This window comes from Peribacillus sp. QJM3NY_7, assembly GCF_056173225.1.
This window is the reverse complement of record NZ_CM149663.1, coordinates 3,321,581-3,347,318: the sequence shown is the minus strand read 5'-3', so window position 1 is coordinate 3,347,318 and position 25,738 is coordinate 3,321,581. Positions and strand designations below refer to the sequence as shown.

23 protein-coding genes are annotated in these 25,738 nt (G+C 39.0%); 19 read left to right on the top strand and 4 right to left on the bottom strand.

What is annotated here, in order from left to right; translation table 11 throughout:
* Positions 1–84 precede the first annotated feature (84 nt).
* The 8 genes from AC0VX1_RS15940 to AC0VX1_RS15905 all read left to right on the top strand — a co-directional run bounded on the left by AC0VX1_RS15940 (position 85) and on the right by AC0VX1_RS15905 (position 9,951).
* Positions 85–1,059: a hydroxyacid dehydrogenase gene (locus AC0VX1_RS15940; protein WP_475467916.1), complete on the top strand. Its 975-nt coding sequence runs from the start codon at positions 85–87 to the stop codon at positions 1,057–1,059.
* Between the two features lie 86 nt (positions 1,060–1,145).
* The gene (locus tag AC0VX1_RS15935) at positions 1,146–1,337 is read left to right on the top strand and encodes a DUF3311 domain-containing protein (RefSeq protein ID WP_034307824.1); all 192 of its coding nucleotides are present in this window, start codon (positions 1,146–1,148) and stop codon (positions 1,335–1,337) included.
* Positions 1,337–2,833, top strand: coding sequence for a sodium:solute symporter family protein (locus tag AC0VX1_RS15930; RefSeq protein WP_413022501.1), 1,497 nt, complete (start codon positions 1,337–1,339; stop codon positions 2,831–2,833). Before AC0VX1_RS15935 ends, AC0VX1_RS15930 begins: the two co-directional genes overlap by 1 nt.
* 79 nt (positions 2,834–2,912) lie before the next feature.
* The gene (locus tag AC0VX1_RS15925; protein WP_475467914.1) at positions 2,913–4,577 is read left to right on the top strand and encodes a thiamine pyrophosphate-dependent enzyme; all 1,665 of its coding nucleotides are present in this window, start codon (positions 2,913–2,915) and stop codon (positions 4,575–4,577) included.
* A 51-nt stretch (positions 4,578–4,628) separates the two neighbouring features.
* Positions 4,629–5,810 carry a Glu/Leu/Phe/Val family dehydrogenase gene (locus tag AC0VX1_RS15920; protein WP_413022499.1) on the top strand — a complete coding sequence of 394 codons (1,182 nt, stop codon included), beginning with the start codon at positions 4,629–4,631 and terminating at the stop codon, positions 5,808–5,810.
* A gap of 58 nt (positions 5,811–5,868) precedes the next feature.
* A complete protein-coding gene (locus AC0VX1_RS15915) occupies positions 5,869–7,299 on the top strand; it encodes an amino acid permease (protein WP_412992973.1) in 1,431 nt (476 codons plus the stop codon).
* 114 nt (positions 7,300–7,413) lie between these two features.
* A complete protein-coding gene (locus AC0VX1_RS15910) occupies positions 7,414–8,856 on the top strand; it encodes an aldehyde dehydrogenase family protein (protein WP_475467912.1) in 1,443 nt (480 codons plus the stop codon).
* Between the two features lie 63 nt (positions 8,857–8,919).
* On the top strand, positions 8,920–9,951 hold the full coding sequence (locus AC0VX1_RS15905) for an aromatic ring-hydroxylating oxygenase subunit alpha (RefSeq protein WP_475467911.1): 1,032 nt from the start codon (positions 8,920–8,922) through the stop codon (positions 9,949–9,951).
* A 176-nt stretch (positions 9,952–10,127) separates the two neighbouring features.
* On the opposite strand, the gene AC0VX1_RS15900 is transcribed toward AC0VX1_RS15905, so the two are convergent.
* Positions 10,128–10,574, bottom strand: a complete 447-nt coding sequence (locus tag AC0VX1_RS15900; RefSeq protein WP_475467910.1) for a DUF5392 family protein — start codon at positions 10,572–10,574, stop codon at positions 10,128–10,130.
* Positions 10,575–11,067: 493 nt separating this feature from the next.
* Between AC0VX1_RS15900 and AC0VX1_RS15895 the strand changes: the two genes are divergently transcribed.
* The 3 genes from AC0VX1_RS15895 to AC0VX1_RS15885 all read left to right on the top strand — a co-directional run bounded on the left by AC0VX1_RS15895 (position 11,068) and on the right by AC0VX1_RS15885 (position 13,360).
* Positions 11,068–11,448, top strand: coding sequence for a hypothetical protein (locus AC0VX1_RS15895; RefSeq protein WP_413010235.1), 381 nt, complete (start codon positions 11,068–11,070; stop codon positions 11,446–11,448).
* Positions 11,438–11,908, top strand: coding sequence for an endolytic transglycosylase MltG (locus AC0VX1_RS15890; RefSeq protein ID WP_057277853.1), 471 nt, complete (start codon positions 11,438–11,440; stop codon positions 11,906–11,908). The genes AC0VX1_RS15895 and AC0VX1_RS15890 overlap by 11 nt, the downstream gene beginning before the upstream one ends.
* Positions 11,909–12,011: 103 nt before the next feature.
* Positions 12,012–13,360 (top strand): IS3 family transposase gene (locus AC0VX1_RS15885; protein WP_475467907.1). Its coding sequence is split into 2 segments (ribosomal slippage): positions 12,012–12,471 and positions 12,471–13,360, totalling 1,350 coding nucleotides; the frame shifts between segments, so codons are not numbered across the junction.
* A 700-nt stretch (positions 13,361–14,060) separates the two neighbouring features.
* Here the strand turns inward: AC0VX1_RS15885 and AC0VX1_RS15880 are convergent.
* The 3 genes from AC0VX1_RS15880 to AC0VX1_RS15870 form a co-directional block, all read right to left on the bottom strand.
* Positions 14,061–14,636, bottom strand: a complete 576-nt coding sequence (locus AC0VX1_RS15880) for a DUF2238 domain-containing protein (protein ID WP_328178588.1) — start codon at positions 14,634–14,636, stop codon at positions 14,061–14,063.
* 20 nt (positions 14,637–14,656) lie between these two features.
* On the bottom strand, positions 14,657–15,232 hold the full coding sequence (locus AC0VX1_RS15875) for a DUF2238 domain-containing protein (RefSeq protein ID WP_239858409.1): 576 nt from the start codon (positions 15,230–15,232) through the stop codon (positions 14,657–14,659).
* A gap of 127 nt (positions 15,233–15,359) precedes the next feature.
* On the bottom strand, positions 15,360–16,472 hold the full coding sequence (locus AC0VX1_RS15870; RefSeq protein ID WP_475467906.1) for a GerAB/ArcD/ProY family transporter: 1,113 nt from the start codon (positions 16,470–16,472) through the stop codon (positions 15,360–15,362).
* 551 nt (positions 16,473–17,023) lie between these two features.
* Here AC0VX1_RS15870 and AC0VX1_RS15865 point away from each other — a divergent pair.
* From AC0VX1_RS15865 to AC0VX1_RS15830, 8 genes are all read left to right on the top strand, one after another.
* Positions 17,024–17,377, top strand: coding sequence for a GNAT family N-acetyltransferase (locus AC0VX1_RS15865; RefSeq protein ID WP_057277857.1), 354 nt, complete (start codon positions 17,024–17,026; stop codon positions 17,375–17,377).
* A 704-nt stretch (positions 17,378–18,081) separates the two neighbouring features.
* A complete protein-coding gene (locus AC0VX1_RS15860) occupies positions 18,082–19,680 on the top strand; it encodes a spore germination protein (RefSeq protein WP_475471810.1) in 1,599 nt (532 codons plus the stop codon).
* Between the two features lie 26 nt (positions 19,681–19,706).
* The gene (locus AC0VX1_RS15855) at positions 19,707–20,894 is read left to right on the top strand and encodes a Ger(x)C family spore germination protein (protein ID WP_475467904.1); all 1,188 of its coding nucleotides are present in this window, start codon (positions 19,707–19,709) and stop codon (positions 20,892–20,894) included.
* 6 nt (positions 20,895–20,900) lie between these two features.
* The gene (locus AC0VX1_RS15850; protein WP_063590757.1) at positions 20,901–21,134 is read left to right on the top strand and encodes a hypothetical protein; all 234 of its coding nucleotides are present in this window, start codon (positions 20,901–20,903) and stop codon (positions 21,132–21,134) included.
* A 13-nt stretch (positions 21,135–21,147) separates the two neighbouring features.
* Positions 21,148–22,233, top strand: coding sequence for a GerAB/ArcD/ProY family transporter (locus tag AC0VX1_RS15845; protein WP_475467902.1), 1,086 nt, complete (start codon positions 21,148–21,150; stop codon positions 22,231–22,233).
* A 191-nt stretch (positions 22,234–22,424) separates the two neighbouring features.
* Positions 22,425–23,411 (top strand): SIS domain-containing protein, encoded by a 987-nt coding sequence (locus tag AC0VX1_RS15840; protein WP_475467900.1) that lies wholly within the window; start codon positions 22,425–22,427, stop codon positions 23,409–23,411.
* A 116-nt stretch (positions 23,412–23,527) separates the two neighbouring features.
* Positions 23,528–24,814, top strand: coding sequence for an ABC transporter substrate-binding protein (locus AC0VX1_RS15835; RefSeq protein ID WP_413022492.1), 1,287 nt, complete (start codon positions 23,528–23,530; stop codon positions 24,812–24,814).
* A gap of 41 nt (positions 24,815–24,855) precedes the next feature.
* Positions 24,856–25,734 (top strand): carbohydrate ABC transporter permease, encoded by an 879-nt coding sequence (locus AC0VX1_RS15830; RefSeq protein ID WP_034307788.1) that lies wholly within the window; start codon positions 24,856–24,858, stop codon positions 25,732–25,734.
* Positions 25,735–25,738: the final 4 nt, after the last annotated feature.

Here is a 25,738-nt window from a genome sequence, read left to right as displayed (position 1 = left end):
TATGTTGGCACAATAATTGTATATAAACAATGTAGTAGGAAAGGTTTTTCCTTCAAGGTTTACATGAAAGGTTGGTGGGAATGTGTGAGTCATTTAGTGTATATTCCTCAAGATATTGAGAAAGAGGGGAAAAGTTATTTAGTAGAAAAAGGCTTTAAGATTAAAGTAGGATCTGATTTGTCGCAAGAAATTCTTATGGAAGAAATCAAGGGTTGTGATGCAGTACTAACGAGATCAACGGCTGTAATAAATAGAGAAGTTATTACAGCAGCTGAAAACCTCAAAGTAATAGCCAAGTATGGAGTGGGCTTGGACAATATTGATATTGAAGCTGCTACAGAGCGTGGCATTTATGTAACAAATACCCCAGAGGCAAATGCGAATTCTGTAGCGGAACATGTAATGGCATTAATTTTATCTTTGTCCAAAAACTTAAGCTTGGCTGACAAAGAGCTGCGCAGCGGGAATTTTGCTATCCGTAATCAACTTTTTGGTATGGACTTGGAAGGCAAGACTTTGGGGATTATCGGACTGGGGAGAATCGGTAGAATACTGGCAAAAAAGGCTTCCGAAGGCTTCGATATGAAAGTGATTGGCTACGACCCTTATGTTACCGCCAGCCCGAATTCTGGGCTGGAGATAGCAACAGATTTAGAATGGGTATTCAGAAACGCTGATGTTATTAGTCTGCATCTGCCGTTAACGAAAACAACAAAAGGATTAATAGGAAGCCGTGAGTTTTCCTGGATGAAAACTTCCTCCTTTTTTGTAAACGCTTCCAGAGGCGGTGTGGTGAAGGAAATTGATCTAGTAAACGCTTTGCAAGCAGGCGAGATTGCCGGTGCCGGAATAGACGTATTTGAAGTTGAACCTCCTGATAAATGGAATGCACTTTTTAAATTGGATAATGTGATTGTCAGTCCTCATAATGCCGCTTTAACGAAGGAAGGTTCCGTACGCATGGCTGTACATGCCGCAATGCAGGTGGAACAAGTTCTTTCTGGCGTGAAACCGAACTGGGCTGTAAATGAGCCTTTAACTAAAGGAGTGTCAATGTAATCATACAGAGATAATTATCCGTATTTTCTGACAAATGAGGTTTGAAAGATTCGAGTTTAGCATTTGTTGATAAGGGTGGTGAACAAATGAAGAAAATAATCTATGTGATAAGTGCAATACCGGCACTTGGCTCGCTAGTGGTTATCAATCGAATTGAACCTTATGTGTTAGGGATGCCATTTGTTCTTTTTTGGGCCATATTATGGGTCTGTCTTACTTCAGTTTTTTTGATAATCGCTAATAAACTTGATCCTGCAACCGAGGAGGAAGAAGACTGATGAATGAAGCCCTGCTCGTTATCCTTTTCTTTCTGGTTCTGTGTATTTGGTTAGGGCTTCAAGCTCGAAAAGGTAAAAAAATGAGTTTGGAACAATGGGCCATTGGCGGAAGAGGCTTCGGCAGCTTTTTGCTCTTCTTTTTGATAGCAGGTGAAATGTTTACGACATATACGTTTTTGGGGGCGAGCGGCGGAGCTTATCGATCTGGTATGCCTCCTGCCTTATACGCTTTTAATTGCTTCTATTTTGTAATCGCCTATTGGCTGTTGCCGCCTATTTGGAGATATGCAAAAAAAAATAATGTCATTTCTCAATCTGATTTTTATGACAAAAAGTACAACAGTCCGGCTTTAGGTGTTCTTGTGGCGGTAATTAGCGTCATTTCAATTATTCCATATCTGATCATGCAGTTGAAAGGGTTAGGTATTATCGTATCGGAAACCTCCTATGGTTCCATATCTCCAAATGTGGCTATAGTTGTTGGGGTAATTGCAATCACAATTTATGTAACGGCTTCAGGGATGCATGGAGTGGCGTGGACCGCGGTCATTAAAGATATCATGATTCTGACAGTTGTCGTCTTTATGGGGATTTATTTTCCACTTCATTATTACGGTGGTATACAGCCGATGTTTGAAGCAATCGATACAGCAAAACAAGGATTTTTGATTTTCCCGGAACAAGGTTTGAGTATCTCTTGGTTTATTTCAGCTACGATCATGACAGCATTGGCATTCTACATGTTTCCTCATATGTTAGCGGGAGTGTTCTCTGCAAAAAGTCCGAAATCACTTCGTTGGAATGCTGGGGTTATGCCAATTTATCAAATAATCATCATTTTTTCGTTATTTATTGGTTTTTCTGCGATTCTCCAAGTTCCGAATTTACAGGGAGCAGAAGCAGATTTAGCTTTATTTAAAATGGCGAAGATGTCATTTGATCCCTGGTTTGTAGGAGTTATTGGAGCATCAGGGGCAATGGCCGCCCTTATTCCCAGTTCACTCGTTTTGACGGCTACGGCCACGATACTTTCAAAAAATGTATATAAGGTATGGAAGCCGAATACATCGGATGACCAGCTACAAAGATTGAGCAGGATGTTAGTACCTGTCATTTCTATAGTGACTCTATATTTTACGTTCAATGGCGGGGAGTCGATTTTTACCTTGTATCTTATGGCATATAGCTTCATGGCACAGTTGTTTCCAGCACTATTTTTCAGTTTGTGGAAAAAGAATCCTGTCACGGTTCAAGGAGCATTTGCCGGCATGATCGTTGGAATTCTAATTGTTGTATATTCGACTACATCAGGTACGACACTTGCTACATTATTTCCATCTCTGCCGCAAGCCATACAAGATCTTGATGTAGGGTTAGCTGTATTATTCATCAACATCGCAGTGACTTTAGGAGTGAGTGCCATTACTAGAAAAACTTCACTTGGGATGAAAGAAGATATTAAACCGGCTTCAGGAATGGAAAAGCTTGTTAAATGACAGTGGGAATCAGTCCAATATTCATATAATCATAGATTAATAGAATAAAAACACGTTTTCGAAAGCGGGAGGCTTGATTATGAAAGTCAGTGGAGGAAGAGCAGTCGTAGAAGTAATGGCTAAAGAAGGGGTAAAAAAAGCTTTTTGTGTACCAGGTGAAAGTTATCTTAGTGTAATGGATGCACTATACCAACATCCTGAAATAGAACTTATTTCCGCAAGGCATGAAGGAGGTGCCTCTTTTATGGCGGAAGGGTATGCCAAGGCTTCAGGAGAGGTGGGGGTCTGTATGGCAACGCGTGGAGTGGGTGCTACAAACTTAGCTATCGGCATTCATACTGCTGCTCAGGATTCAACCCCTTTGATTGCGCTTATTGGCCAAGTCGAACGCCCTTTTAAAGAAAAGGAAGCATTCCAGGAAGTGAATTTGACGGGTTTTTTCAGTCATTTATGTAAATGGACGGTAGAGATCGATCGTGTGGAAAGAATCCCGGAATTATTGCAACGAGCTTTCCATATTGCGAGATCGGGGCGTCCTGGCCCTGTATTAGTGGCTTTGCCGCATGACATGTTGGAAGACGAGGCAGAGTTGAACATGAACCCTTCATATCGCTCGCTTCCTCCTCAACCACATATGGAAGATGTGAAGCAGGCGATGGATACGATACGAAACGCGGAGCGCCCCGTATTGATTGCTGGCGGAGGTGTGATTCATGCTAAGGCCAACAGGTTGCTTGTACAGTTTGCGGAGGCAATGAAACTTCCTGTCGTTACAGCTTTCCGTCGGTTTGACGCGTTTCCGAACTCACATCCTTGCTATGCAGGGTGGCTTGGATTTGGGACATCTCAATATTTACTTGATGCAATCCGGGATGCAGATGTAGTTTTGGCATTAGGGACACGATTCTCTCAAGTAGGAACACAAGATTACACCTTGCTTTCTAAAAATTCAAAGCTGATCCATGTGGATATTTGTCCCGATATTTTTGGTAAAGTGTATGCTCCTTCTCTTGCCATTGAAGCGGATGCCAAGAGCTTTTTGGAACAAGCACTGCAAGCGCCAGAATCAGGATCTTTTATTTCAGGCGAAGATCATCTGAAAGAATTGCACGATAAATATATGGGATTTTCTGAACCGAAGGCCGATTACACAGAGGATTTCGTGGATATGGACGGATTGATGCATGATCTGGCTGTCTGTCTGCCGAAGGATACCATCATTACAAATGATGCAGGCAACTTTTTTGGATGGCTATCAAGATATTATCGTTTTGAACAAGAAAACACATACGTGGGGCCAACGTCGGGTGCAATGGGATATGGATTGCCTGCTGCTATTGGGGCAAAACTGGCGCAGCCTCACAAACATGTTGTTTCTATTTCGGGGGATGGCGGCTTCATGATGACTCTCCAAGAGATTGAAACCGCTGTAAGGTATAAAATTCCGACCATATCAATTGTTGTGAACAATAATATTTACGGAACAATTCGAGCACATCAAGAAAGGCATTTTCCAAACCGGGCCGTTGGAACTGACATATCTAATCCTGATTTTGCTGGATTGGCCCGCTTATTTGGAGCACATGGTGAAAAGGTTGAAAAAAATATTGATTTTGCGCCAGCGCTGCAACGGGCGATTGCTTCAGGGCTGCCGTCTGTAATAGAAGTTGCAGTCAATCCAAAGATTCTATCTGTAGGCCAGGACAAGAAGGAAGTATACGAAAAGTTAGTGTCTAATAATTAACTTTGGAAGTTAGCAGGACCCAATAAAAGGCATGTAAGGGAGGTATCATAGTTGTTAAAACCATATATAGTTGTTGAATGGAATGATACGGAAACAGATGCTAAAGGCTGGCTGGTCGTCCATAACTTTGTAAAAGGATACACAGGCGGCGGTACAAGAATGCACCCAACGGTTACCAGAGAAGAGGTCGAAAGACTGGCCGAGGCGATGGCTTATAAGTATGTAGCCTGTGAGTCTGAGACGACTGGCGGTTGTAAAGCGGGCATTGCCTATGATTATAAAGCGCCAGACGCATATGCAGTGTTAAGAAGATTTCTGATTGCGATGATGCCTTATATAGATATAGGGGTATCGTTAGGCAGTGATTTAGGTACCAAATATGAAGATGTACTCAAAATATTTAATGAATTTGGCATTGATATCCCCCTAACGAAATCAATGAAGCAGAATCCGAATGTTCTGCAAGGGATAAAAGACTTTGATGAACTGTTGACGACAAAAATCGACGGGTTGTTTTTAAACGATGTCGTTACAGGCTATGGTGTGGCTTTCTCCGCAGATGAGGCATGGAAATTTAAAAACGGAAAAGGTGGAGCAAGAGTTGTCATTCAAGGATTCGGCTGTGTAGGGGCAAGCTGCGCATTGAAAATGTTCCAGTTCGGTTATAAAGTTGTGGGAATTTCCGATGCAGCCCTTTTGGTTACATGTGACGAAGGATTGGATGTCCAAAAGCTTATTGATCATAAGAATATGTACGGGGAAATGGATAAAGCCTTTTTTGAACCGCATTATGATGTAAGGCCAAACACGGAATGGCTCGACATAGATTGCGACATTTTAATTCCGTCCGCATTGGAGGATGTCATCCACATATCCAATGCCAAAAGCGTAAAAGCGAGCTTGATTGTGGAGGCGGCAAACATTCCCCTTTCTCCCGAGGGAGACGAAATCATAAGACAGAGAGGAATAGATGTTGTCAATGATTTCGTTGCCAACCTGGGGGCGATAAGATTTTATGATGCGGTTATTTTCGGACTGATTAAACCAAATCCACAAGCTGTCGTCGATGATATAGAAAAACTATGCAGGAAAAATACGTATCATTTGTTTACTCAAGCAAAAAAACAAAAAAAATATCAAAGAGAAGTAGCTTATGAAATATTTAAACCGACAATCAGCGACTTGCCGGAATATGCAGTGCCTTCCGAAGCGTTATCGGGGAACTCTCGTTAACTTGTGTTAATCATGAAAGTGTTCAGGCAGTTTATCAATCAGGAACGGGGGGGAATTCATGCAAACAGAAGATGAAAATCAGCCAAAAGAATTACAGCGTTCAATGAAGAGCAGACATTTATTCATGCTCTCCTTAGGTGGGGTAATTGGAACAGGTCTTTTCCTGGGATCAGGATATGCAATCGGTGAAGCTGGACCCTTAGGATCGATTGTTGCCTATTTGGTCGGTGGTTTATTAATGTACTTGGCGATGATTTGTCTCGGTGAATTATCGGTAGTGATGCCGGTGTCCGGTTCCTTTCAGGTCCATGCAACGAAATTTATTGGTCCCGCCACTGGATTTGTCATTGGCTGGATTTACTGGCTAAGCTGGGCTCTTTACGTAGGCCTGGAATTTGTAGCGGCCGGTTTGCTCATGACCAGATGGTTTCCCGATATACCAGTATGGATATGGTGTGTGATATTTACGGTCCTTTTATTCACTATAAATGCATTGACTACGCGAAGTTTTGCAGAGACCGAGTATTGGTTCTCCGGGATTAAAGTGCTTGCCGTCATTCTCTTCATAATTATCGGTGCAGCAGCGATGTTTGGATTGATTCATATGGAGGATGCACAACCTGCTCCGTTCCTTTCCAATTTTATAGGAGATGGACTATTTCCTACAGGGTTCACTGGTGTTTTCATATCGATGATGACAGTCGTATATGCTTTCCAGGGATCGGAAATCATGGGTGTTGCAGCAGGAGAGACGGAAAACCCGCAACAAAGCATTCCGAGAGCGATTCGAAACATCGTAATACGTGTGCTGCTTTTCTATGTACTGGCAATCTTTGTTCTATCGGCCATCGTTCCTTGGAAAGAAGTCGGTGTACTGGAAAGTCCATTTGTAACCGTGTTTGAAATGGTAGGCATTCCTTATGCAGCAGACATTATGAATTTCGTAATTTTGACGGCGGTCCTCTCTGTAGGAAATACGGGTCTGTTTGCTTGTACAAGAATCCTTTTCTCCCTTTCTCAAAACGGTATGGCACATTCTTCATTTGGAAAGCTCAATCGGCGCGGTGTACCTATGAACGCCTTACTAGTCACCATGGTCTTTGCCTTGCTGTCGCTGCTTACTAGTGTAGTAGCGGAAGAAACGTTATTCGTTGTACTGCTTTCCATAAGCGGGGTTGGAGGGGTGCTTACTTGGATGGCGATTGCGTTCGCACAGTACAGATTCCGCAAGCAGTATATCAGAGCAGGCGGAAAGGTTGAAAATCTGAAGTTTAGAGTACCTTTTTTCCCGTTTGCCCCGATTCTCTGCATCATTATGTGTCTAGGTATTTTCGTGTTCACCGCTTATGATCCGACACAGCGAACTTCGTTGTATTGGGGATTGGGCTTCGTCGTTGCTTGCTATATATTTTACTATTTCAGATATGCGCGAAGGAACGTCGAGGTGCCAGCCTTAAAAACTGAACAGACCAATGATTTTATTCAATAGTGATTATTATATCAAGATATAAGAAAACGGTCGTTTAAGATTCATTTAGAAGTGCAGTTAAAAGCAAGACCTATAACTTAGAGAAGTAGAATAATAGAATACGGAGGAAATAGTATGCGTTACTTAAATTATATTAATGGAAAATGGAAAGAACCCACTACAGGGGAGTATAGAGAAAATCTTAGTCCCCATGATGGTGAAAATTTAGGAGAATTTCCATCTAGTGCGGCGGCTGATTTACATGATGCAGTGGCAGCCGCAAAAAGTTCATTCCCTTTATGGAAAAAACTTTCGTTTCAGCAACGGGCTTCATATTTGCAAAAAGCAGCTGATATTTTGAAAAAGAATATGCAGGAAGTAGGTCAAGATTTGATAAAGGAAGAAGGAAAAACATTCTTGGAAGGGATGGGGGAAGCCAATCGGGCTGCCAGCATACTTGAATATTATGCTGCTGAAGCTCGGCAGCCACTCGGGGAAGTAATTCCTTCAGCCAATGCCAATACATTTTTATATACTACCCGCACGCCGCTCGGTCCGGTGGGTTTGATTACACCATGGAACTTTCCTATCGCCATCCCTGTATGGAAATTGGCGCCGGCCTTGATTTATGGGAATACAGTCGTGATTAAACCGGCTGATCTTACACCTAAGTCTGTCCATCATGTGATAAAAGCCTTTGATGAAGCGGGTCTTCCGCCCGGTGTCATCAATTGTGTATTCGGAAGGGGTTCCGTCATTGGTGCTGCATTAGTGGAACATCCTGATGTGAAGGCTATATCTTTTACGGGCTCGAATCAAATAGGTCAGCAAATTCAAAAACAAGCCATTGAGCATGGAAAGAAAGTGCAAGCGGAAATGGGAGGGAAAAACCCGCTTGTCGTCCTCGCCGATGCTGATCTTGAAAAAGCAGTGGAAATAGCTATAGGCGGAGCTTTTAAATCCACAGGGCAAAAATGCACAGCCACTAGCCGGGTGATTGTGGAGGAAGGAATTTATGAAGTATTCCGGGAACGGCTTGTCGCACGTACGAAAGAATTAAAAGTGGGCGACCCGCTCAAAGAAGAAACATATATCGGTCCCGCTGTTTCTAGATCACAACGCGATGGCGTACTTGAAATGATCGATGTTGGGAAATCAGAAGCTACACTTTTATGCGGAGGAGAGATCCCGGCAGAAGCGGAATTGGCGAATGGTTTTTATGTCAAGCCGGCAATCTTTGAAAATGTTCCTCAACATGCCCGCATTGCGCGTGAAGAAATCTTTGGACCAGTCATTGCCCTTTTTAAGGCTGGAAATTATGAGGAAGCAGTTAAGATGGCAAATGATACAGAGTATGGATTGAGCGCAGCAATTTGTACAAACAATTTAACATTGGCTCAACGGTTTATTGAAGATGTTGAAGTGGGTCTTGTTCATGTCAATTCGGAAACGGCAGGAACCGAACCGCAAATGCCATTTGGCGGATGTAAAAGTTCAAGTGCGGGCAGCCGTGAACAAGGGAAGAGTGCCGTTGAATTCTATACAGAAGTCAAGACAGTCTATATGGATCGGATATAACTAAAATTGAATTAAGCGTTTTTAAACTTTTAAATTAGATCAAAAACAGGAGGGGATTTCAAAATGTCCACGAAAGAAAATGTACAGTTCAGCCCAACACTGCCTTATTCACGGTATGTCGATCCAGAGGTATTCAATGAAGAAAGCAAAAAGATCTTCAGAAAGAGTTGGATTTTGGCAGGGCATGCAAGCCAAGTGGAAAAGGTAGGAGATTTCATGACATTGGATATCGCCGGAGAGCCTATTATCATTTCTCACGGGACCGATGGTGAACTGCGTGCTTTCTACAATATTTGCCCTCATCGCGGAATGAAAGTAGAAAACGCCGATAAAGGAAATAAGAAAATTTTACAATGCGGATACCATGGATGGACGTTCAAATTAGATGGAAGTGTAAATAGAGCCCCTAATTTTAAAACGAATGAGCTGGGGATACACAGCTGTATGAAATCCATTCGCATAGAAGTTCAGAATGCCATGATTTTTGTCAATCTTGACAAAAATGCACCCCCTATGGCAGAAGCATATCGGGAATTTTTAGAGGAAATGAAAGAGTATCCATTCTTTGATTCACTGAAACTAGTTAGGGAAACCCGCCGTGTGGTAAAAGCTAATTGGAAGGCCGTTGTTGACAATTACCTGGAATGTGATCATTGTTCCATTGCTCATCCTGGCTTTGCTAAATCCTTTGATTTAGCAAACTTTTGCACAACGACACATGACAAATTCACCTATCAATATATGACAGCAAGCAAGAATGGCGAAGGGGACCAAGCGCGTTTTTATTGGGTTTGGCCGAATATGATGATTAACGTTTATCCAGGAGACGGAAACGTGAATACCATTCAAGTAATTCCCGTTGATGCTGTGACGTCGTTAGGTATTTATCGGGATTATTCCTTAGATGAAAAAACAACCATAGAAAAAGAGGAATATTTTAAATTTGTTGATCAAGTACGGCAGGAAGATTTTGATCTAGTGGAAAAACTGCAAAAAGGATTAAGTTCCGAGGCATTTACAAATGGAATCTTTTCTCCAACAGAACATGCTGCAGTCTATTTTCATGAACTCATTGAAAATAAGCTCCAGAACTAACCACTGAGCTCTCAATTGGAATGCACTAAAAAAGGATCATGGAGAATTTGTAAATGAAAAAACCTAAGCAACCAACCAGTGTGATTCGGCAGTTTACCGGAGCATACTGGTTGAGTTGTTTTTTTGTGCTGCCTTTTTTGCCTTATTTGTTATGAAATTTGCGAACTTCCTTTTATTTATTCGGAGTGGGAGGATTTGTTCTTCCATTGTTGTTCTTCAGCAAGAAACTCAAAAAAAACATTCATGGCAGTAAGCGGATGCTCATCTACTCGTTTAAAGTAGTTGTTTTTTCTGGCATCTGTTAAATAGTTGCTTTTTTTGATTCTCTCCAACATATATTTTTGACTCATTTTCACTATTTCTCTTTGGTTGTGTTTGTTTTCTTTTAATAAGGCAAATCCTACAGCTCCCACCAATGCATAGATTCCAAGTGCGATTTTCGAAATGGGTAAAGAGTCGTTCTTAAATAAGAGAAAAAAAAGATTAATGATGGAAAAGCCTATCATCACCGTTGAAAAAAAACCGTATTTCATATTTTTCTTCAACAAGGGGGACAACTTTAATTGAAGTTGTTCGATTTCGTTTTGCATGAAACCGGGTATATTATTTATTTTGATATTCATTGTTTCCTCCTTATTATCTTGCACCAATAAATAAATGGCACTGTAAAATCGTATTTATTAATGAAATAGGAAAAGGAACCTATATATATCTTATCGTTTGGAAACATGTTTGTCATTTAATATACTCTTGGACCTTTTTGAGGGAAAAGTAAACGCTGTGACACATGTGGATGATCAATGGAATGCCCTGTTATATGTGTTGAAAAATTCTTGAAGTATTCTTGAAGTATGAGGAGTCGAAATACAGATCATTTACCTTAATAAACCAATAGTGGTATGAATGATGAATGAATTATGGTAAAATGGTCCTCAAATGGAAGCTTTATTTTTCGTTTTTTCATTATTAATAGTTATGGATGACCTTCTCGCGCCTTTTTTTGTCATAATTACGTGACTAATGTGGTATTTAGTACTTTTAAATCGAGTTTTGGAACAAATCAATATATAATTAGAAGGCGAGATAGTAGATTCAAAGATTAAGGAGGGACATAGAATGATGGAATGGGCTCTGATCATTTTGTTCGCTGCAGCAGTATTACTGTTCATTTTATCGTTTATTAAAAAGGACTCTGTAAAAGTGGACAGTCAATTGGAACAGATTGCCAGCACTTTTGGGAATGAAATGAATGTATTACAGGAAAAAATCAGGAACATCGAGATAGATGCTGAAATTACGGTGCAAGAGGCAGGCATTTTGGCAATGTCTTCCGAAAAGCGAAACATGTTGCGTGAAGTACTCGACCTACATAAGCGAGGCTATTCATTTGAAAGCATCGCACTTAAGACAAAACAGCCGGAAGAAGAAATAGAACGGATGCTTACTCCTTACATGAAAACGACGAATGAAAGGAGAAATGTGGCCAATGACATCTAAATCAATGCGCAGCTTTGCCGGAGGCCTTGTTGTTGCCGCAGGCTTATGCGGTGCAGTGTACTTCTTTGGTCCAGGTGAAGCGACCGGCACGTCTGAGAAACTATCAGAAGATGAAATGAAAGAGTCTCTGGCTTCAGAAGGGTATGTCATACATTCCGAAAAAGAATGGGAAGATCAGATTGCTGAAGCACAGTCGGTTAAAGATAAGGCGGAGGCGGAAAAAGAAACGGTAAAAGAACCAACGGAAAAAATCATATACCGTACAGTTCTTACTGTGTCTAAAGGCTCGACAAGCATCGATGTGGGTAAAAACTTGCAAAAAGCAAAAGTCATCAAAAATGCCAATGAGTTTTCCGACGCGGTTGAAAAGAAAGGCAAGGCCAACGGATTACGACCTGGAACATATGTGGTGGATAGTGCGATGACTACGGAAAAAATAATTTCCATCATATTTAAATGAACATAAAAATGACCATCGGTAAGATGGTCGTTTCAGACTGTAGACAAACTTGAACTGCCCCGTAAATGTTAGACACCAAATTAACATTTACGGGGTGTTTTTTATGGCTAATTTTTCTGCCGAACAGAAAATATTCATTACACGACTTTACCTTGAAGGTGAGCACAGCTATATGGATCTTCAAAAAATATTTGAAGTTTCGTACCAAATGATTCAAGGATGGGTTCGTTTATACCAAATTCAAGGAGCCGATGGATTTAAGAAATCCAATACAAGTTATTCTACGGAGTTTAAAATGGATGTACTTAATTATATGAATGAAACGGGTATATCTTCTTACGACGCAGCCGCAAGGTTTAATATTTCATCTCCAGCGCTAATTCGGACGTGGAGAATAAATGTTAATGCCTATGGATTAGATGCCCTAATTTCTAAGAAAAAGGGGAGACCATCCATGAAAAAAGATATCAATCCATCCAAACAAATTGAAGGTTCGGTTAAAGATCTTGAAGAACGAATTAAACAACTAGAAATGGATAATGCATATTTAAAAAAGTTAAATACTTTAGTTCAAATGCAGGAAAAATTACAACCCAAATCAAAGCGCAAGTAATTTATGAACTAAAGTCCATTTATGAGGTTGTGGCCTTAATTAAAGTCGCTGATATTCCACGTAGCACGTACTATTATTGGGAAAAACGCTTGAATCGAGAAGATAAGTATTCGAAGGTAAAAGCCACTATTCAGTCTATCTATCATGAACATAAAGGACGTTACGGTTATCGTCGTATCACAAAAGAGTTAAAAAAATATGGATTTTCTCACAATCCAAAGACCATCAACCGCCTCATGAATGAAATGGGCGTAAAATGTTTAGTCCGTATGAAAAAGTATCGTTCGTATAAGGGGCGTGTTGGTCGAATTGCCCCCCATATTTTACAACGTGATTTTCAAGCCGAGAAAATGAATCAAAAATGGGTAACAGACGTAACGGAATTTCATTTATTTGGAGAGAAACGTTACCTATCCCCTATCCTTGATTTATGTAATGGTGAAATTATTGCCTACAAAGTGATGAAACGCCCTGTTTATAAACTTGTTGGAGATATGTTAGATGAGGCGATTAAACACCTAAAACCAGAAGATACGGTCATCCTCCATTCGGATCAAGGGTGGCATTATCAAATGAAGAAGTATCAAAAAACCTTAAAAGATTCCCGCATTATACAAAGCATGTCCCGTAAGGGAAATTGTTTAGATAACGCAGTCATTGAAAACTTTTTTGGCTTGTTAAAGTCTGAATTGCTTTATCTCCAAGAGTTTGAAAGTATGGAGCACTTTGAAAAGGAATTAGATGATTATATACATTACTATAACCACAAACGAATGAAGGTAAAATTAAAAGACCTGAGTCCGATAGAATACCGAACTCAGGTCTTAGAAGCTGCTTAAATTATATGTCTAACTTTATTGGGTCAGATCAACTCGATTTTCATCGAGTTTGTCTACAGTTTTTTTGCTTATACAAATTTGGAGGTTGATTGGAGACGTTTGCGTCGAGAAGGCTTGACAGACAATCGGCGGAAAGGGAGCAGGTACCTGAAATCAACTGGAACGTTTTTTAAAATGGCTGTTTTCCCATACTTTGTTGCAATATACCAGGAAGTGAGTTGTGGTTGATTTCCCCTTCAGATGCTCGCTTTCCGCGGGGCGGGCGGTGAGCCTCCTCGGCGTAAACGCCTGTGGGGTCTCACCTGTCCCGCTGCTCCCGCAGGAGTCTCGCACTTCCGCTCCAATCAACCTTAAATAGTTTCGTTTTAAAAACTCTTTACGAAAAGAGCCTTTAAAATAAAAAGACCTATAATGGAATATGGTGTCTCAGTTAATTCGCAAAATAGGGGTGAATGGTCTTATCCGAATCCCTTTCACGATTTTTCTGAGGGAATGGATACCATAATTTTAAAACAGACTTGGTTATACACCATGACTTTTTTTCATTTAAATAGAAAGAAACCTCATTAGATTGAAGAAATTTGCAACACTCCTGCCGAATAACTGGCTAGCCGATACCCCGGAGACATTTGCGTCGAGGAGGCGTGACAGACAGTCGGCGGAAAGGGAGCAGGTACCTGAAATCAACTGGCATGCTTTTTTATATTTTTTTTAACTTAATCTTTGTCCGCACTCCAGCCCACACTGCAATGATAAGTCCTCCAATCGTATCCGCGATTAAATCGATCATTGTATCTTTATTTCCCCCGCCTTGCAGTGTCATTCCGAATAATTGATCAGAACTAAATTCGTAGATCTCCCATATGACACCTCCAAGTGCCGAGAAAGAAAGGGTGAACAAAAAGACGAACCAAGGGGATATCTCTTTGCCCGCATTTCTGTATACCAATCGTTCATATAAAGCAATTCCCGTAAAAGCAAGAAGGGAACCGCTTAACAAATGCAAAAATGTGTCCCACCAACCCAGTCCATACCAACCTAAAATAGATCCTAAAAATTGTGAAGCGAATAAGAAGATCAAATAGGAAATGATAATTGGCAAATTGAATTGAAGCTTGGTAAATAAGGCCAGTGAAAGGGGAATTGCCCCACATACCACACCGCCTATCGAAACCAGTGATTTGAAAGTTTCATCGGCTGTATAGTAATAAATAGATAAAGCTCCCATGAAAAGTACATACACTAAACTTAATGAAATAACTAGCTTACGATTCATATGATTACCTCAACAAATCATCATAATTTTAATTTTTGTACACTAGAATAAATGGAAATGAGCAGGCCGCCGGTTAGTCCGAAAATTATATCGTACATGGTATCTTTGTTACCGCCTCGCTGCATGGTATGAGTAAAAGTGAGATCTCCCACAAATTCATATATTTCCCAAAAAACAGTGACACAAGCTGAAAGTGATAGAACAAAAAGGAAAATGACCCACCTTGAAGTGTCTTTTCTCGCTTTTTGAGGGATGTAAAGTTTATAAAGGGCAATCCCCACAAATCCCACGAAGATGCCTTTGTAGAAATGAAGTCCAGAGTCCCACCATTTAAAATCAATATAAAAATTTGCGATGGATCCTAAAAATGCCGTACAGAAAATAAAAACATAATAGCCGATTATGATTGGAATGTTAAAGGGATTATTTTTTACAAATAGTAATGAAATGGGCAAGGCACTTACCACTATTCCGCCAAGAGCTACCATCCATCGGGAAGAATCATCCTTTTTGAGGTAAAAGATGAGTAACCCAGTCATGAATGCTATAAATACCAAACTAAAAATAATGATTATTTTATGTTTCAATATACTCACCTCATTCGTAAATATTCATTACGATCATCCAATCGAGCCAGATTGAACCCGGAAAAAATGACTATTTGGAGTATTTTTATGACGTTCTTTTTAAAGTCTCCAACTCACTCATTATATGATCACATTTTTATTGGCTACCATGGTGCTTTTTAAAGATGTTTCTAAATTTAGCCGTTATAAACAATAATAAAGGCATGACCAGACCAAAAGCCGCTGCATGGAATAACCATATATTTTTATTGTATTCCCCGGATGAAGAGACCGTCGGAAAAACAATCAATGAATAAAAAACCATTATCACCCCTAAAGCTGTAGTAAATGGCCGATAATCCTTTATATTGAAAATGTTTGAAAATACGACAACCGAAACATAAAAATACATAACCGTCCTCGTATAGGTTGTGAAAATCCAAATAGTGGCAATTACTGCTTCGATCCGCATGAGGAAATTCCCTACATTTATTTTTTTTGCCATCGTGTAACTTGGAGCAATATTTCTTGCGGTGTTATCGGGTCCAAGAACCAAGATATCCAGCATGATAACCAGAATTAATATGATTCCTCCGATCAAAGTGCCAATATAAAAGGCTTTTCCCCCTTGTTTTCTTTCATTTACTTTTGAAGGGAAAATCATTAAAAACATAACAGGGGAAAGCGTGAACACGCTGACATAAAAAAGTATCGCCCGTATTAAGGGTTTAGTGCCTCCTTCAAATACTGGCAGAATGTTTTGAATGTTTGCTTGAGGAATGATGGAAACCAAAAAAATAATCAGTAATAGTAATACGGGAATGAAGAATATTTCCAACGTGCGTGTAAAAGTTTCAAAACCAAGGCGGACTGTAAAGATCACTACTGCAGCTAACAATATATTTAAAGCTACAAGAGGAGTATCCGGCATCCAAAAAGTTTTAATGAAATTCCCCACATAATAGGTGGTCTCGGCAGCAGTTGAAAATGACCAGAAGAAAAATGTGAGATTGATCATCTTTCCGATTAACTTACCGAAAACCTTTTCATTTATTTGATCTAAAGCGAGATCAGGATATAAATTTCCAACCCTGATGTAAAACCATACAAAAATTAATGCGATTCCTGTTCCAAATAATGCAGCAAGCCACGCATCCTGCTTTGCAAAACCAGCTAAAGGTGAAGGAGTATGTAAAATAACCGTTCCTACCGAATACAAGAGGATTAAAATCATCAATTGATGTGATGAAATTTTGAAACTACCAGGCATTATTTTTCACCTATATGTTTGTTCCTTCCTTCTTAATACTCCCTATTTTTGGCTATTCTTGTTCAAGTTATTCACACGGACATCAATTGCCTATCTTCAACAATCCACCCCCGTTACATCAATCGGTCGCGAATTTTCTGCCTTTTTACTGATGTAGCTCTACTATACAATCATAGAATTACTGTCCAATAGAAAGTAATTTAATTCCTTAGTCCCGAACCTTAATGGTTTAGGAACCGTATATTGTTTTAACTATGGCCTAACTTTTTCAGTAATTCCTCCTAGTACTTGATAGGGACCTTCTTGACTTTCCTGGAAGATATTAATTGCACTGAACGTGTACATTTCCTTTGATATGGCACAATTCTTGCAAATGATTTATTGGTATATCTAATATTTGGAGAAAGGAAGAGGAACTGTTGGACATATTGAAAAATATTTAAGCTCTAGGTTATCAAGCATATTTGATAGGCTTAAATGTCAGAAACTTAATCCGGATTCATAAAGGGCAAGGCGAAGCGGTTAAACTTAAAATGTTAGGAGAAATTAGTATGAAAATACCAGTGGAAAATATAGTGGAGTTAACTGTAGAACATCAATTTTTACAGGCTTTTCCTATATTGAGTCAGTTACGTACAGATTTGACTTTAAAGGAATATCTAGATTTATTAAATGATATGCGTAAGGAGGGGAAACGGTTATTTGCTTTATATCATGATACAAGCATTGTAGCATTAGCAGGTATTAGCTGGCGTGAAGATTCATATAATGAACGCTATGTTTATGTACAAGATTTGGTTACTGATGTAAATCATCGTCCTAGTGGCCTTGGATATAATCTGCTCAGTTATATACATAATTGGGCAAAAGAACAAGGAGCTGAATATATTACATTGGAAGCTTGAAATCGGCGCCTTGTCACCCATATTAGGATGGGGAAGAGGACTTATTGGGCGTAGTCTTTTTATCGTACATATGTACCGGAAATGAAATGTTGCGACTTCAAGAGTGTTGGGAAAATGGGGACGAAACAATTATAAAAGTTGAGTTTGGAAAAAACAGGTATTAATATACTTGGAATTAAACAAGTTGAAGGAAAAAGCTCTTTACTCTTTAATTCTTGCCATCCAAAAATTAGTTGAAAGCTTTTAAAAACTCTGTGGAAATCTGCAGGGTTTTTTTTTGCTCTAAACCATCCCGTCAATTTAGTCCAATAATGGATTATGCGAATATTGGCAATCTATGCATTTACTCATAGAATGCTTTTATACATAATTTCCAATGGATTTGATTTAGATTGTGCACCCTGCCGAATTGATTCTAAAAAGCAAATTTTTTCCGAGTTTGAAAAGATGGCGGGAAGTGGTTGATAACAATCGTGGATTTAAGGGAAAAAGTGAAATTTTGATAAAAGATTATCATGTTTATAATGTTTTTTGCACAGCGATTTATTTTACATACATGGATATAATTGCTGCGAAGGTGAAAACCTAATTTTAGCAAGCTTTTGGTTATGAGGGGGTTAGCATTGAAATCTCGAATTCCTATCCCATTGAGGAAGTTAATTGAAGATAAACAATCGGTGAAAAATAAAAAACAACAAGAAGACCTGAATCAAAGCGAAAATCCAAACTCCAGCAAAACTAAAAATCAAAACCAAAATCCAGTTACATCCCAAAACAGAAGTAAGGACTCAAGGAATCATCAAACAAAACTTATATCCCCTGATCTTCAATATAATATAGACCATATTAAGAAAACGTTAGGAAATAGTTCAGACATCGTTATAAGGGATTTCCAAGCAGGTAAAAATGGGGAAATTAAGTTAGGCATAGTATACACAGATGGATTAACGGATTCTGCTTCCATCCAGGATTTAATCCTCGACACTTTGATGGTTCAAATTCGGAACTCTGACTCGGACGTAGCGGTCCCTGATTGTTTTGAATTGATAAAATCACATACTCTTCCTGTAGGGGGAATAGTGGAAATAACAGATTTTCAAAAGCTTTTCAACCATGTTTTATCGGGAGACACGATGTTATTGATGGACGGCTCCCCAAAAGGATTGGCACTCGGCTCAAGAGGGTGGGTCGATCGCGGAGTTCAAGAACCTTCCTCCCAAACAGTAGTAAGAGGGCCAAAGGATGGATTTACTGAAACGCTGCGAACAAATACTGCCTTAATAAGACGGAGAATAAAAGATCCTAACCTTTGGCTTGAAACAAAGCAGATTGGAGAAAAAACGCAAACGGACGTTGCGATTATGTATCTAAAAGGTGTTGCCAATGATAAAACGGTTTCAGAATTACAGAGCCGGTTAAACCGAATCAATATAGATGCGATTCTTGAGAGTGGCTACATTGAAGAGCTTATTCAGGATGAAGTATACACCCCGTTTCCAACCGTTTATAATACGGAACGTCCTGATGCTGTAGCCTCTGCCATTTTAGAAGGTAGGATTGCGATTCTTGTTGACGGAACGCCGTTTGTCCTTATCGTTCCGGCTCTGATGGTACATTTTTTCCAATCCAGTGAAGATTATTATCAACGGGCAGATGTAGCAACGTTAATTCGACTATTACGGTATTTATCCTTTTTCCTTGCTTTGCTTACACCGTCACTTTATGTAGCTGTCTCAACCTTTCATCAAGAAATGCTTCCTACCCCTTTGCTCATAAGTTTGTCTTCACAACGAGAGGGTGTACCATTTCCAGCATTTGTTGAGGCGATGATGATGGAGCTAGTGTTTGAAATCTTGCGTGAAGCAGGTGTGAGAATGCCTAGAGCAATTGGTTCATCCATTTCCATCGTAGGTGCGTTAGTTATTGGACAGGCTGCTGTCGAAGCAGGGTTCGTTTCAGCAACAATGGTTATCATCGTGTCCTTAACAGCCATCTGCAGCTTTGTGTTTCCATCCAATAGTATGGCCATGGCTTTTCGGATGCTTCGTTTCTTGTTTATGATCCTTGCGGCTACGTTTGGATTATACGGGATCATTTTGGGGCTGATTGTTATGGTCCTACACTTAAATAGCTTACGATCTTTTGGATTACCTTATTTAGCTCCGAATGCACCATTCATTTTACAAGATCAAAAAGATAACATCATTCGAATGCCGCATTGGTCATTATTAAAGCGGCCTCGTCTGATTAGTAAAAAAGATACAGACAGAGGAGATACAAGTTCTCCGAAACCACCTAGTTAAAATGATGAGATAATGAGGGGTTCACGATGAAAAAAATGTTAAGGGTTTTTTTAATGTTACCTATTATATGTCTATCCGGTTGTTGGAGCAGCACTGAGTTGAATAAACTTGCCATCGTTACTGCCATGGGAATTGATAAAACGGAAAATGGATACCTTGTAACCGTTCAAATTCTGAATCCGAGTGAGCTAGCAGGTGATGCCAGGTCTGGTCGCACAGAAGTTGTAACCTTTAAGAAAAGTGGTGCAACTATTTTTGAAGCAATTAGAAGCCTATCAACTGATGTACCAAGAAGGTTATATGTCGCACATCTTCGTGAAGTTGTCTTTGGTGAGGAAATGGCCAGGGCAGGAATTGCAAAACCTCTGGATGTCCTTTCCCGGCAAAAGGAGTTGCGTTCGGATTTCTATATGACCGTTGCGAAGGGTTCAACTGCTTATGATACGCTTAATGTGCAAACGGCCCTTGAAAAAATACCGGCAAATAAAGTTTTTGACTCCTTGGAAAATTCAGAGAGAAGATGGGCGCCGACAAGGACGGTCACTTTGGATGAGCTGGTCAGCAGTATCGTCAGTAAAGGCAGAGAGCCTATGCTGACGGGTATTTATGTTTATGGTGATCCCGAATCCGGAAGCAAGGTCACAAATGCACAAAATATCTCCCCGAAATCTGGTTTGCGACTGGATTATCTTGGAGTATTCAAGAAGGATAAACTTGTCGGATGGTTAAATAAGAACGATAGTAAAGGTGTTAGTTACATTACAGATACTGTGAAGTCAACAGTGGAAACTATTCCATGTGAAGGTGGAAAAATTACAATAAATACGACTAGTTCAAAAACGAAAGTAAAGGGAAAAATGGAAAAAGGAAATCCGAAAATTGATATAAATGTCACGTCAGAAGGGAGTATTGATGATGTAGAGTGCAAAATCGATTTAGCTAAACCGGAAAAAATCAAAGAATTAAATAAAAGATACGCAAAAGACATTAAAGGTAAAATAGAAGGATCGATAAAAACGCTTCAAGAGAAGTATCAAAGTGACATCTTCGGTTTTGGTGACGAAATTCATAGAACCGATCCCAAAGAATGGAAGCGTTTAAAAGGAAATTGGGATCAGGAATTCGCAAATTTGGACGTGAATGTAACCGTTACTGCAAAGATTCGCAATTTAGGGACGATATCAGATTCTTTTCAAAAAGAAATTGAGGAGTAAAGACCAATGTGGGCAATTATTGGAACAGTTTGTACCGGAGCCATTATTTCATTTTTCGAAATACCCCCTCTTATTAAAAAGAAATGCTGGAAGGAAATTGTCATTTTCATTTTATTGCTTTTAATTGGCATGACGTTGAGTATTTTAATAATCAAGGATATTACCATCCCCACTCCTATAGACTGGATAACGAAAATATATAGTCCACTCGCTCATTTCATGGATCGCATTTTATCCTAGGGAGGAATGGAATATGCTTGAAAAAGGAAAAATCAGCTCTGGTGAATTTCTTATAATGGTCATCATATTCACCATTGGAGGAGCGATACTTACTTTACCTTCCGTACTAGTTTCATTAGCAAAACAGGATGGCTGGATTGCTTATATTATAGCTACTCTCATCGGGTTATGTTTCGTTCTGTTATTTACCCGGCTCGCCTTACTTTACCCATCCATGAATTATATAGAAGTTAATGAAAAAATATTTGGGATATGGATCGGGAAGATCTCGGCACTGCTTTTCCTATTATATTTATATTACCTTTCTTCAGCGTTACTTAGTGAAATTGGGAATTTTTTTTCAACACAGGTTCTGGTTGAGACACCTATGGAAATGATTATGATCTTGTTTATATTAACAAGCTTATTTGGTGCACGGCTAGGATTGGAAGTCATCTGCCGAACGGCATTAATCTTTTTTCCTTGGCTTGTACTGCTGCTTTTCATATTATTCGTATTTCTTATCCCTGACATCAAAATGGAAAATATGCAACCTGTATTTGAAGAAGGCATGAAACCGATAATGAGGGGGGCATATCACTCTTTAGCCCTGCCTTATGTTCAGCTTGTTTTCTTTTTAATGATCACTCCATATGTACATGAAAAGGCTGAAATGAAGAAAAACTTTTATCTAGGGACCATATTAGGTGGCGGCGTTCTATTTTTAGTGATCATTTTCTGTATCCTTGTTTTGGGTGCTGAGAATACAGCAAGATTAACCTACCCTTCGTATAAACTGGGAATGAGGATAAGCATTGGTGATTTTTTTGAAAGGGTCGAGGTCATTGTAGCCTTCATATGGGTTTTTACAGAGTATTTTAAGTTGACCATATGCTTTTATGGACTCGCCTTGGGACTAGCACAATTGATGGGACTGCAAAATTACAAAATACTTCTATTCCCATTAGCTTTTCTAATTCTCACGTTTACCATCTTTTCGCATCCCGATCTTGTGCATTATCAACACTTTATGGCTACAGCTTGGACACCATTATCCTTAACGATTTGTTTTATTATGCCATTGTTATTATTAACAGTTGGGAAAATTAGGGGAAGGTAAGGGGGCGTCACTTGTTCAGGTAGACATTACTTGCATCTGGAAAAAATTTACCATGAAAATTTTGATGGGACATGGAAATGGAGTAAATAAAATATTCTGACAAATACATTGACTAAAGAAAGCTGATGATTTAATATAACAATATATAACATTACATAATGTTGTATATCAAATATTAAAGGAGTGGGAAAATGAGTAAATCGGTAATGAATGTAAAAAGTAATGTAAAAACAGTATTGGATCAATTAAAGGGTAAGAAAATTAACAATATTTATTTGGTAGCATGCGGGGGATCTTCTGCCATTATGTATTCAGCTAAGTATATACTGGATCGTGAAGCTAAAAATATAACCTCCGATCTGTATAGTTCAAATGAGTTTATACATCGCAATCCACAACAACTAGGGAAGGAATCTTTAGTCATTTTATGCTCGATGTCCGGAACAACTCCTGAAACAGCTGAAGCGGCTAAGTTTGCAAAAAGTAAAGGTGCGTTTACAGTGGCATTAACGAACGAACCAGCATCACCATTGGCCCAAAATGCGGACCTTTATATTAAATATGAATGGGGGAACGGTGTAAACGCCTTCGATACAAACCTCAGTGTTTTATATCAATTAGTTTTTGGTGTACTTCATATGGCGGAAAACAATGAAAAGTTCGGAAAACTGGTTTCAAGTTTGGAGAACTTACAGCCAGTGTATGAAAAAGCCCTGGAGCAAGAAGTTTCCAATGCAAGGGTATTCGCACAATCTCATGCAAAAGAACCTGTTATCTATACAATGGCAAGTGGTTCAAACTATGGGACAGCCTATTCTTTCAGCATTTGTATCTTAATGGAAATGCAATGGATACACTCACATGCCATTCATGCTGGTGAGTACTTCCATGGACCATTCGAAATTATTGACGAAAATGTACCGTTTATCATTCTATTGGGATTGGATGAAACAAGACCATTGGAAGAAAGAGCATTATCTTTTTCTCAGCGTTATGGCAAAAAGCTAACGGTGTTAGATGCAAAACAGTATGATCTTAATGGTATTGATGAAGAAGTAAAAGGATATATTGCACCGCTTATCTTAAACCGTGTATTACGTCAATATGCAGATGAATTAGCGGAAGCGCGTAATCATCCCTTAAGCAAAAGGCGTTATATGTGGAAAGTAGAATACTGATAGCTAGAGAAAACTTAATATTCTGTATATTTTATTTGCGAATTATACTATAATGTTTTATAACATTATAGTATAATTTCCTGATGATAAAAGCATTTATAAAAAGGAGGGTATTCATGAGAAAAACAAAACTTATATTCGCATCATTTTTAAGTTTATCTTTAATGCTTGGGGGATGTTCTGGTGAAAGAACATCTTCAGAATCAGAAGTTGGAAAAACCACCTTAACATTTTTCCATAGGTGGCCAAAGGAACCGGAAAAAACTTACTTTAATGAAGTTGTAAAAGAATTTGAAAAACAAAACCCCGATATCCATATTAAAACCGAAGCAGTCCTAAACGATTCGTATAAAGACAAAATTAAAGTAATGACAGGTACAAATAATCCGCCTGATATTTATTTCTCTTGGAGTGATGAATTTGCCAGTCAGTTTGTGCGAGGCAATAAAGCTTTGGATTTAACTTCTTATTATAAAAACGATCCGACATGGTCTTCTCAACTCGTTCCATCCCAAGTCAAACCATATACAATTAATGATAAGGTATATGGTGTCCCCGTAACAATGGATGGGAAAATGTTTTTCTATAACAAGGATGTCTTCGAAAAATTGAACATACACCCACCTAAAACCTGGAATGATTTTATCGATGTATTAAAAGTGTTAAAAAAGAATAACTACACAGCTCTTCAATTCGGCAGTCAAGATACTTGGACAATTTCCCATTATGTGGGCACATTGAATCAACGTCTGGTTAGTCCGGAAGTGCTGGCAATGGATTATAATCGAAAAACCGGAAAATTCAAGGATGACGACTACATAAAAGCGCTTGAGAAATTCCAAGAGTTGTTACCTTACTTTAATGAGAATACTAATTCAATAGATCATGAATATGCAAGGCAGCAATTTTCAAATGGTAAAGCACCTATGTTTTATGCAGAAACGGCAGAGATCAAGTTATTTGGACCCACTAAGTTTGAACTTGGAATGTTTAACTTCCCTGAGGTAGAAGGAGGAAAGGGTAATCAAACAAATCTAACGGGATCGCCTGAAGGCTTTATGGTTTCTTCCAAGACAAAGCATCCCAAAGAAGCGATGGAGTTTTTAAAGTTTCTAACCACTAAACATATGGGAGAAAAACTAGTCACTGATGTGGGCAAGTATAGTGCAGTTAAAGGTACGGTGAATGAAAATAATTCTTCCCCGGAACAGCTGGAAGCGGTTCAAAGCATATTAAACACAAAAGAAATGGCCCCATGGTTTGACATGAGCATCGATGCGCGTATTGCAGATGCCTATTTAACCGGAACACAAATGATGTTAAATGGAGATAAAACACCTAAACAAATTATGCGTGATGTTCAAAAAGCTGCTGATACCGTTAGATTTGAAGCGGGGAAATAAGGGAATTCATTTTTCCGTTTTATTAAGGGAGTGATATTTTAATGATAAAACCCGATAAATTTGTACCTTATCTATATCTTCTTCCAGCCTTAGTTTTTTTATTGCTTGTTTATATTCCCATTTTCCAGAATATTGGCGATAGTATGTATAATTGGAGTACATTTTCACCAGATAAAGCATTTGTAGGGATGGATAACTACTTTACTTTATTTAAAGATCCCGTATTTTATGAAGCTTTAAAAAATAATATTCTTTATGCTGTCATTTCGATTGTTTTCCAGGTTTTTGGAGGGTTAATTGTTGCAGCCGTTTTAGAAGATAAATTAATCCGTAAATTTTCACCTATATTTCGCACAGTCTATTTTTTGCCGGTCGTCGTTTCAATGACAGTCATCGCATTGCTGTTTTCATTTTTTTACAACCCGGAAGTAGGGTTGTTAAATCAGTTTCTTAAAATGATTGGATTGAATAATTTAGCATTGCCATGGTTGGGTGATAGTGAAACAGCAATCTATGCAGTCATTGCTGTCTCACAGTGGCAATCAATTGGTTATATAGCCATGCTATATATCGTTTCCATTCAAAAAATTTCACCTGAACTATATGAAGCAGCTGAAATGGATGGAGCGAATAAAATAAAAACGTTTTTTCACATTACGGTTCCAGCAACAAAGGAAATGACATTCGTCGCCGTAATATTAACATTGACAGGTGCCTTTACAGTGTTTAATGAACCATATATCTTAACCGGAGGGGGACCGGGAACTTCTTCGGAAGTCCTGAGTACCTATTTATATAAAACGGCTTTTTCAAAAGATATGATGGGATATGCTTCTGCCATAGCAACGGTTATCTTAATTATTACGTTACTTATTTCTCTTGTACAAATGAAAATATTTAAAACGGGAAAGGAGGACTAATAAT

Excerpts from the sequence above, each read along its gene's own strand:
- AC0VX1_RS15935 (WP_034307824.1), top strand. The coding sequence starts at position 1,146 with ATGAAGAAAATAATCTATGTGATAAGTGCAATACCGGCACTTGGCTCG.
- AC0VX1_RS15930 (WP_413022501.1), top strand. The coding sequence starts at position 1,337 with ATGAATGAAGCCCTGCTCGTTATCCTTTTCTTTCTGGTTCTGTGTATT.
- AC0VX1_RS15925 (WP_475467914.1), top strand. The coding sequence starts at position 2,913 with ATGAAAGTCAGTGGAGGAAGAGCAGTCGTAGAAGTAATGGCTAAAGAA.
- AC0VX1_RS15915 (WP_412992973.1), top strand. The coding sequence starts at position 5,869 with ATGCAAACAGAAGATGAAAATCAGCCAAAAGAATTACAGCGTTCAATG.
- AC0VX1_RS15910 (WP_475467912.1), top strand. The coding sequence starts at position 7,414 with ATGCGTTACTTAAATTATATTAATGGAAAATGGAAAGAACCCACTACA.
- AC0VX1_RS15905 (WP_475467911.1), top strand. The coding sequence starts at position 8,920 with ATGTCCACGAAAGAAAATGTACAGTTCAGCCCAACACTGCCTTATTCA.
- AC0VX1_RS15900 (WP_475467910.1), bottom strand. The coding sequence starts at position 10,574 with ATGAATATCAAAATAAATAATATACCCGGTTTCATGCAAAACGAAATC.
- AC0VX1_RS15895 (WP_413010235.1), top strand. The coding sequence starts at position 11,068 with ATGATGGAATGGGCTCTGATCATTTTGTTCGCTGCAGCAGTATTACTG.
- AC0VX1_RS15890 (WP_057277853.1), top strand. The coding sequence starts at position 11,438 with ATGACATCTAAATCAATGCGCAGCTTTGCCGGAGGCCTTGTTGTTGCC.
- AC0VX1_RS15880 (WP_328178588.1), bottom strand. The coding sequence starts at position 14,636 with ATGAATCGTAAGCTAGTTATTTCATTAAGTTTAGTGTATGTACTTTTC.
- AC0VX1_RS15870 (WP_475467906.1), bottom strand. The coding sequence starts at position 16,472 with ATGCCTGGTAGTTTCAAAATTTCATCACATCAATTGATGATTTTAATC.
- AC0VX1_RS15865 (WP_057277857.1), top strand. The coding sequence starts at position 17,024 with ATGAAAATACCAGTGGAAAATATAGTGGAGTTAACTGTAGAACATCAA.
- AC0VX1_RS15855 (WP_475467904.1), top strand. The coding sequence starts at position 19,707 with ATGAAAAAAATGTTAAGGGTTTTTTTAATGTTACCTATTATATGTCTA.
- AC0VX1_RS15850 (WP_063590757.1), top strand. The coding sequence starts at position 20,901 with ATGTGGGCAATTATTGGAACAGTTTGTACCGGAGCCATTATTTCATTT.
- AC0VX1_RS15845 (WP_475467902.1), top strand. The coding sequence starts at position 21,148 with ATGCTTGAAAAAGGAAAAATCAGCTCTGGTGAATTTCTTATAATGGTC.
- AC0VX1_RS15840 (WP_475467900.1), top strand. The coding sequence starts at position 22,425 with ATGAGTAAATCGGTAATGAATGTAAAAAGTAATGTAAAAACAGTATTG.
- AC0VX1_RS15835 (WP_413022492.1), top strand. The coding sequence starts at position 23,528 with ATGAGAAAAACAAAACTTATATTCGCATCATTTTTAAGTTTATCTTTA.
- AC0VX1_RS15830 (WP_034307788.1), top strand. The coding sequence starts at position 24,856 with ATGATAAAACCCGATAAATTTGTACCTTATCTATATCTTCTTCCAGCC.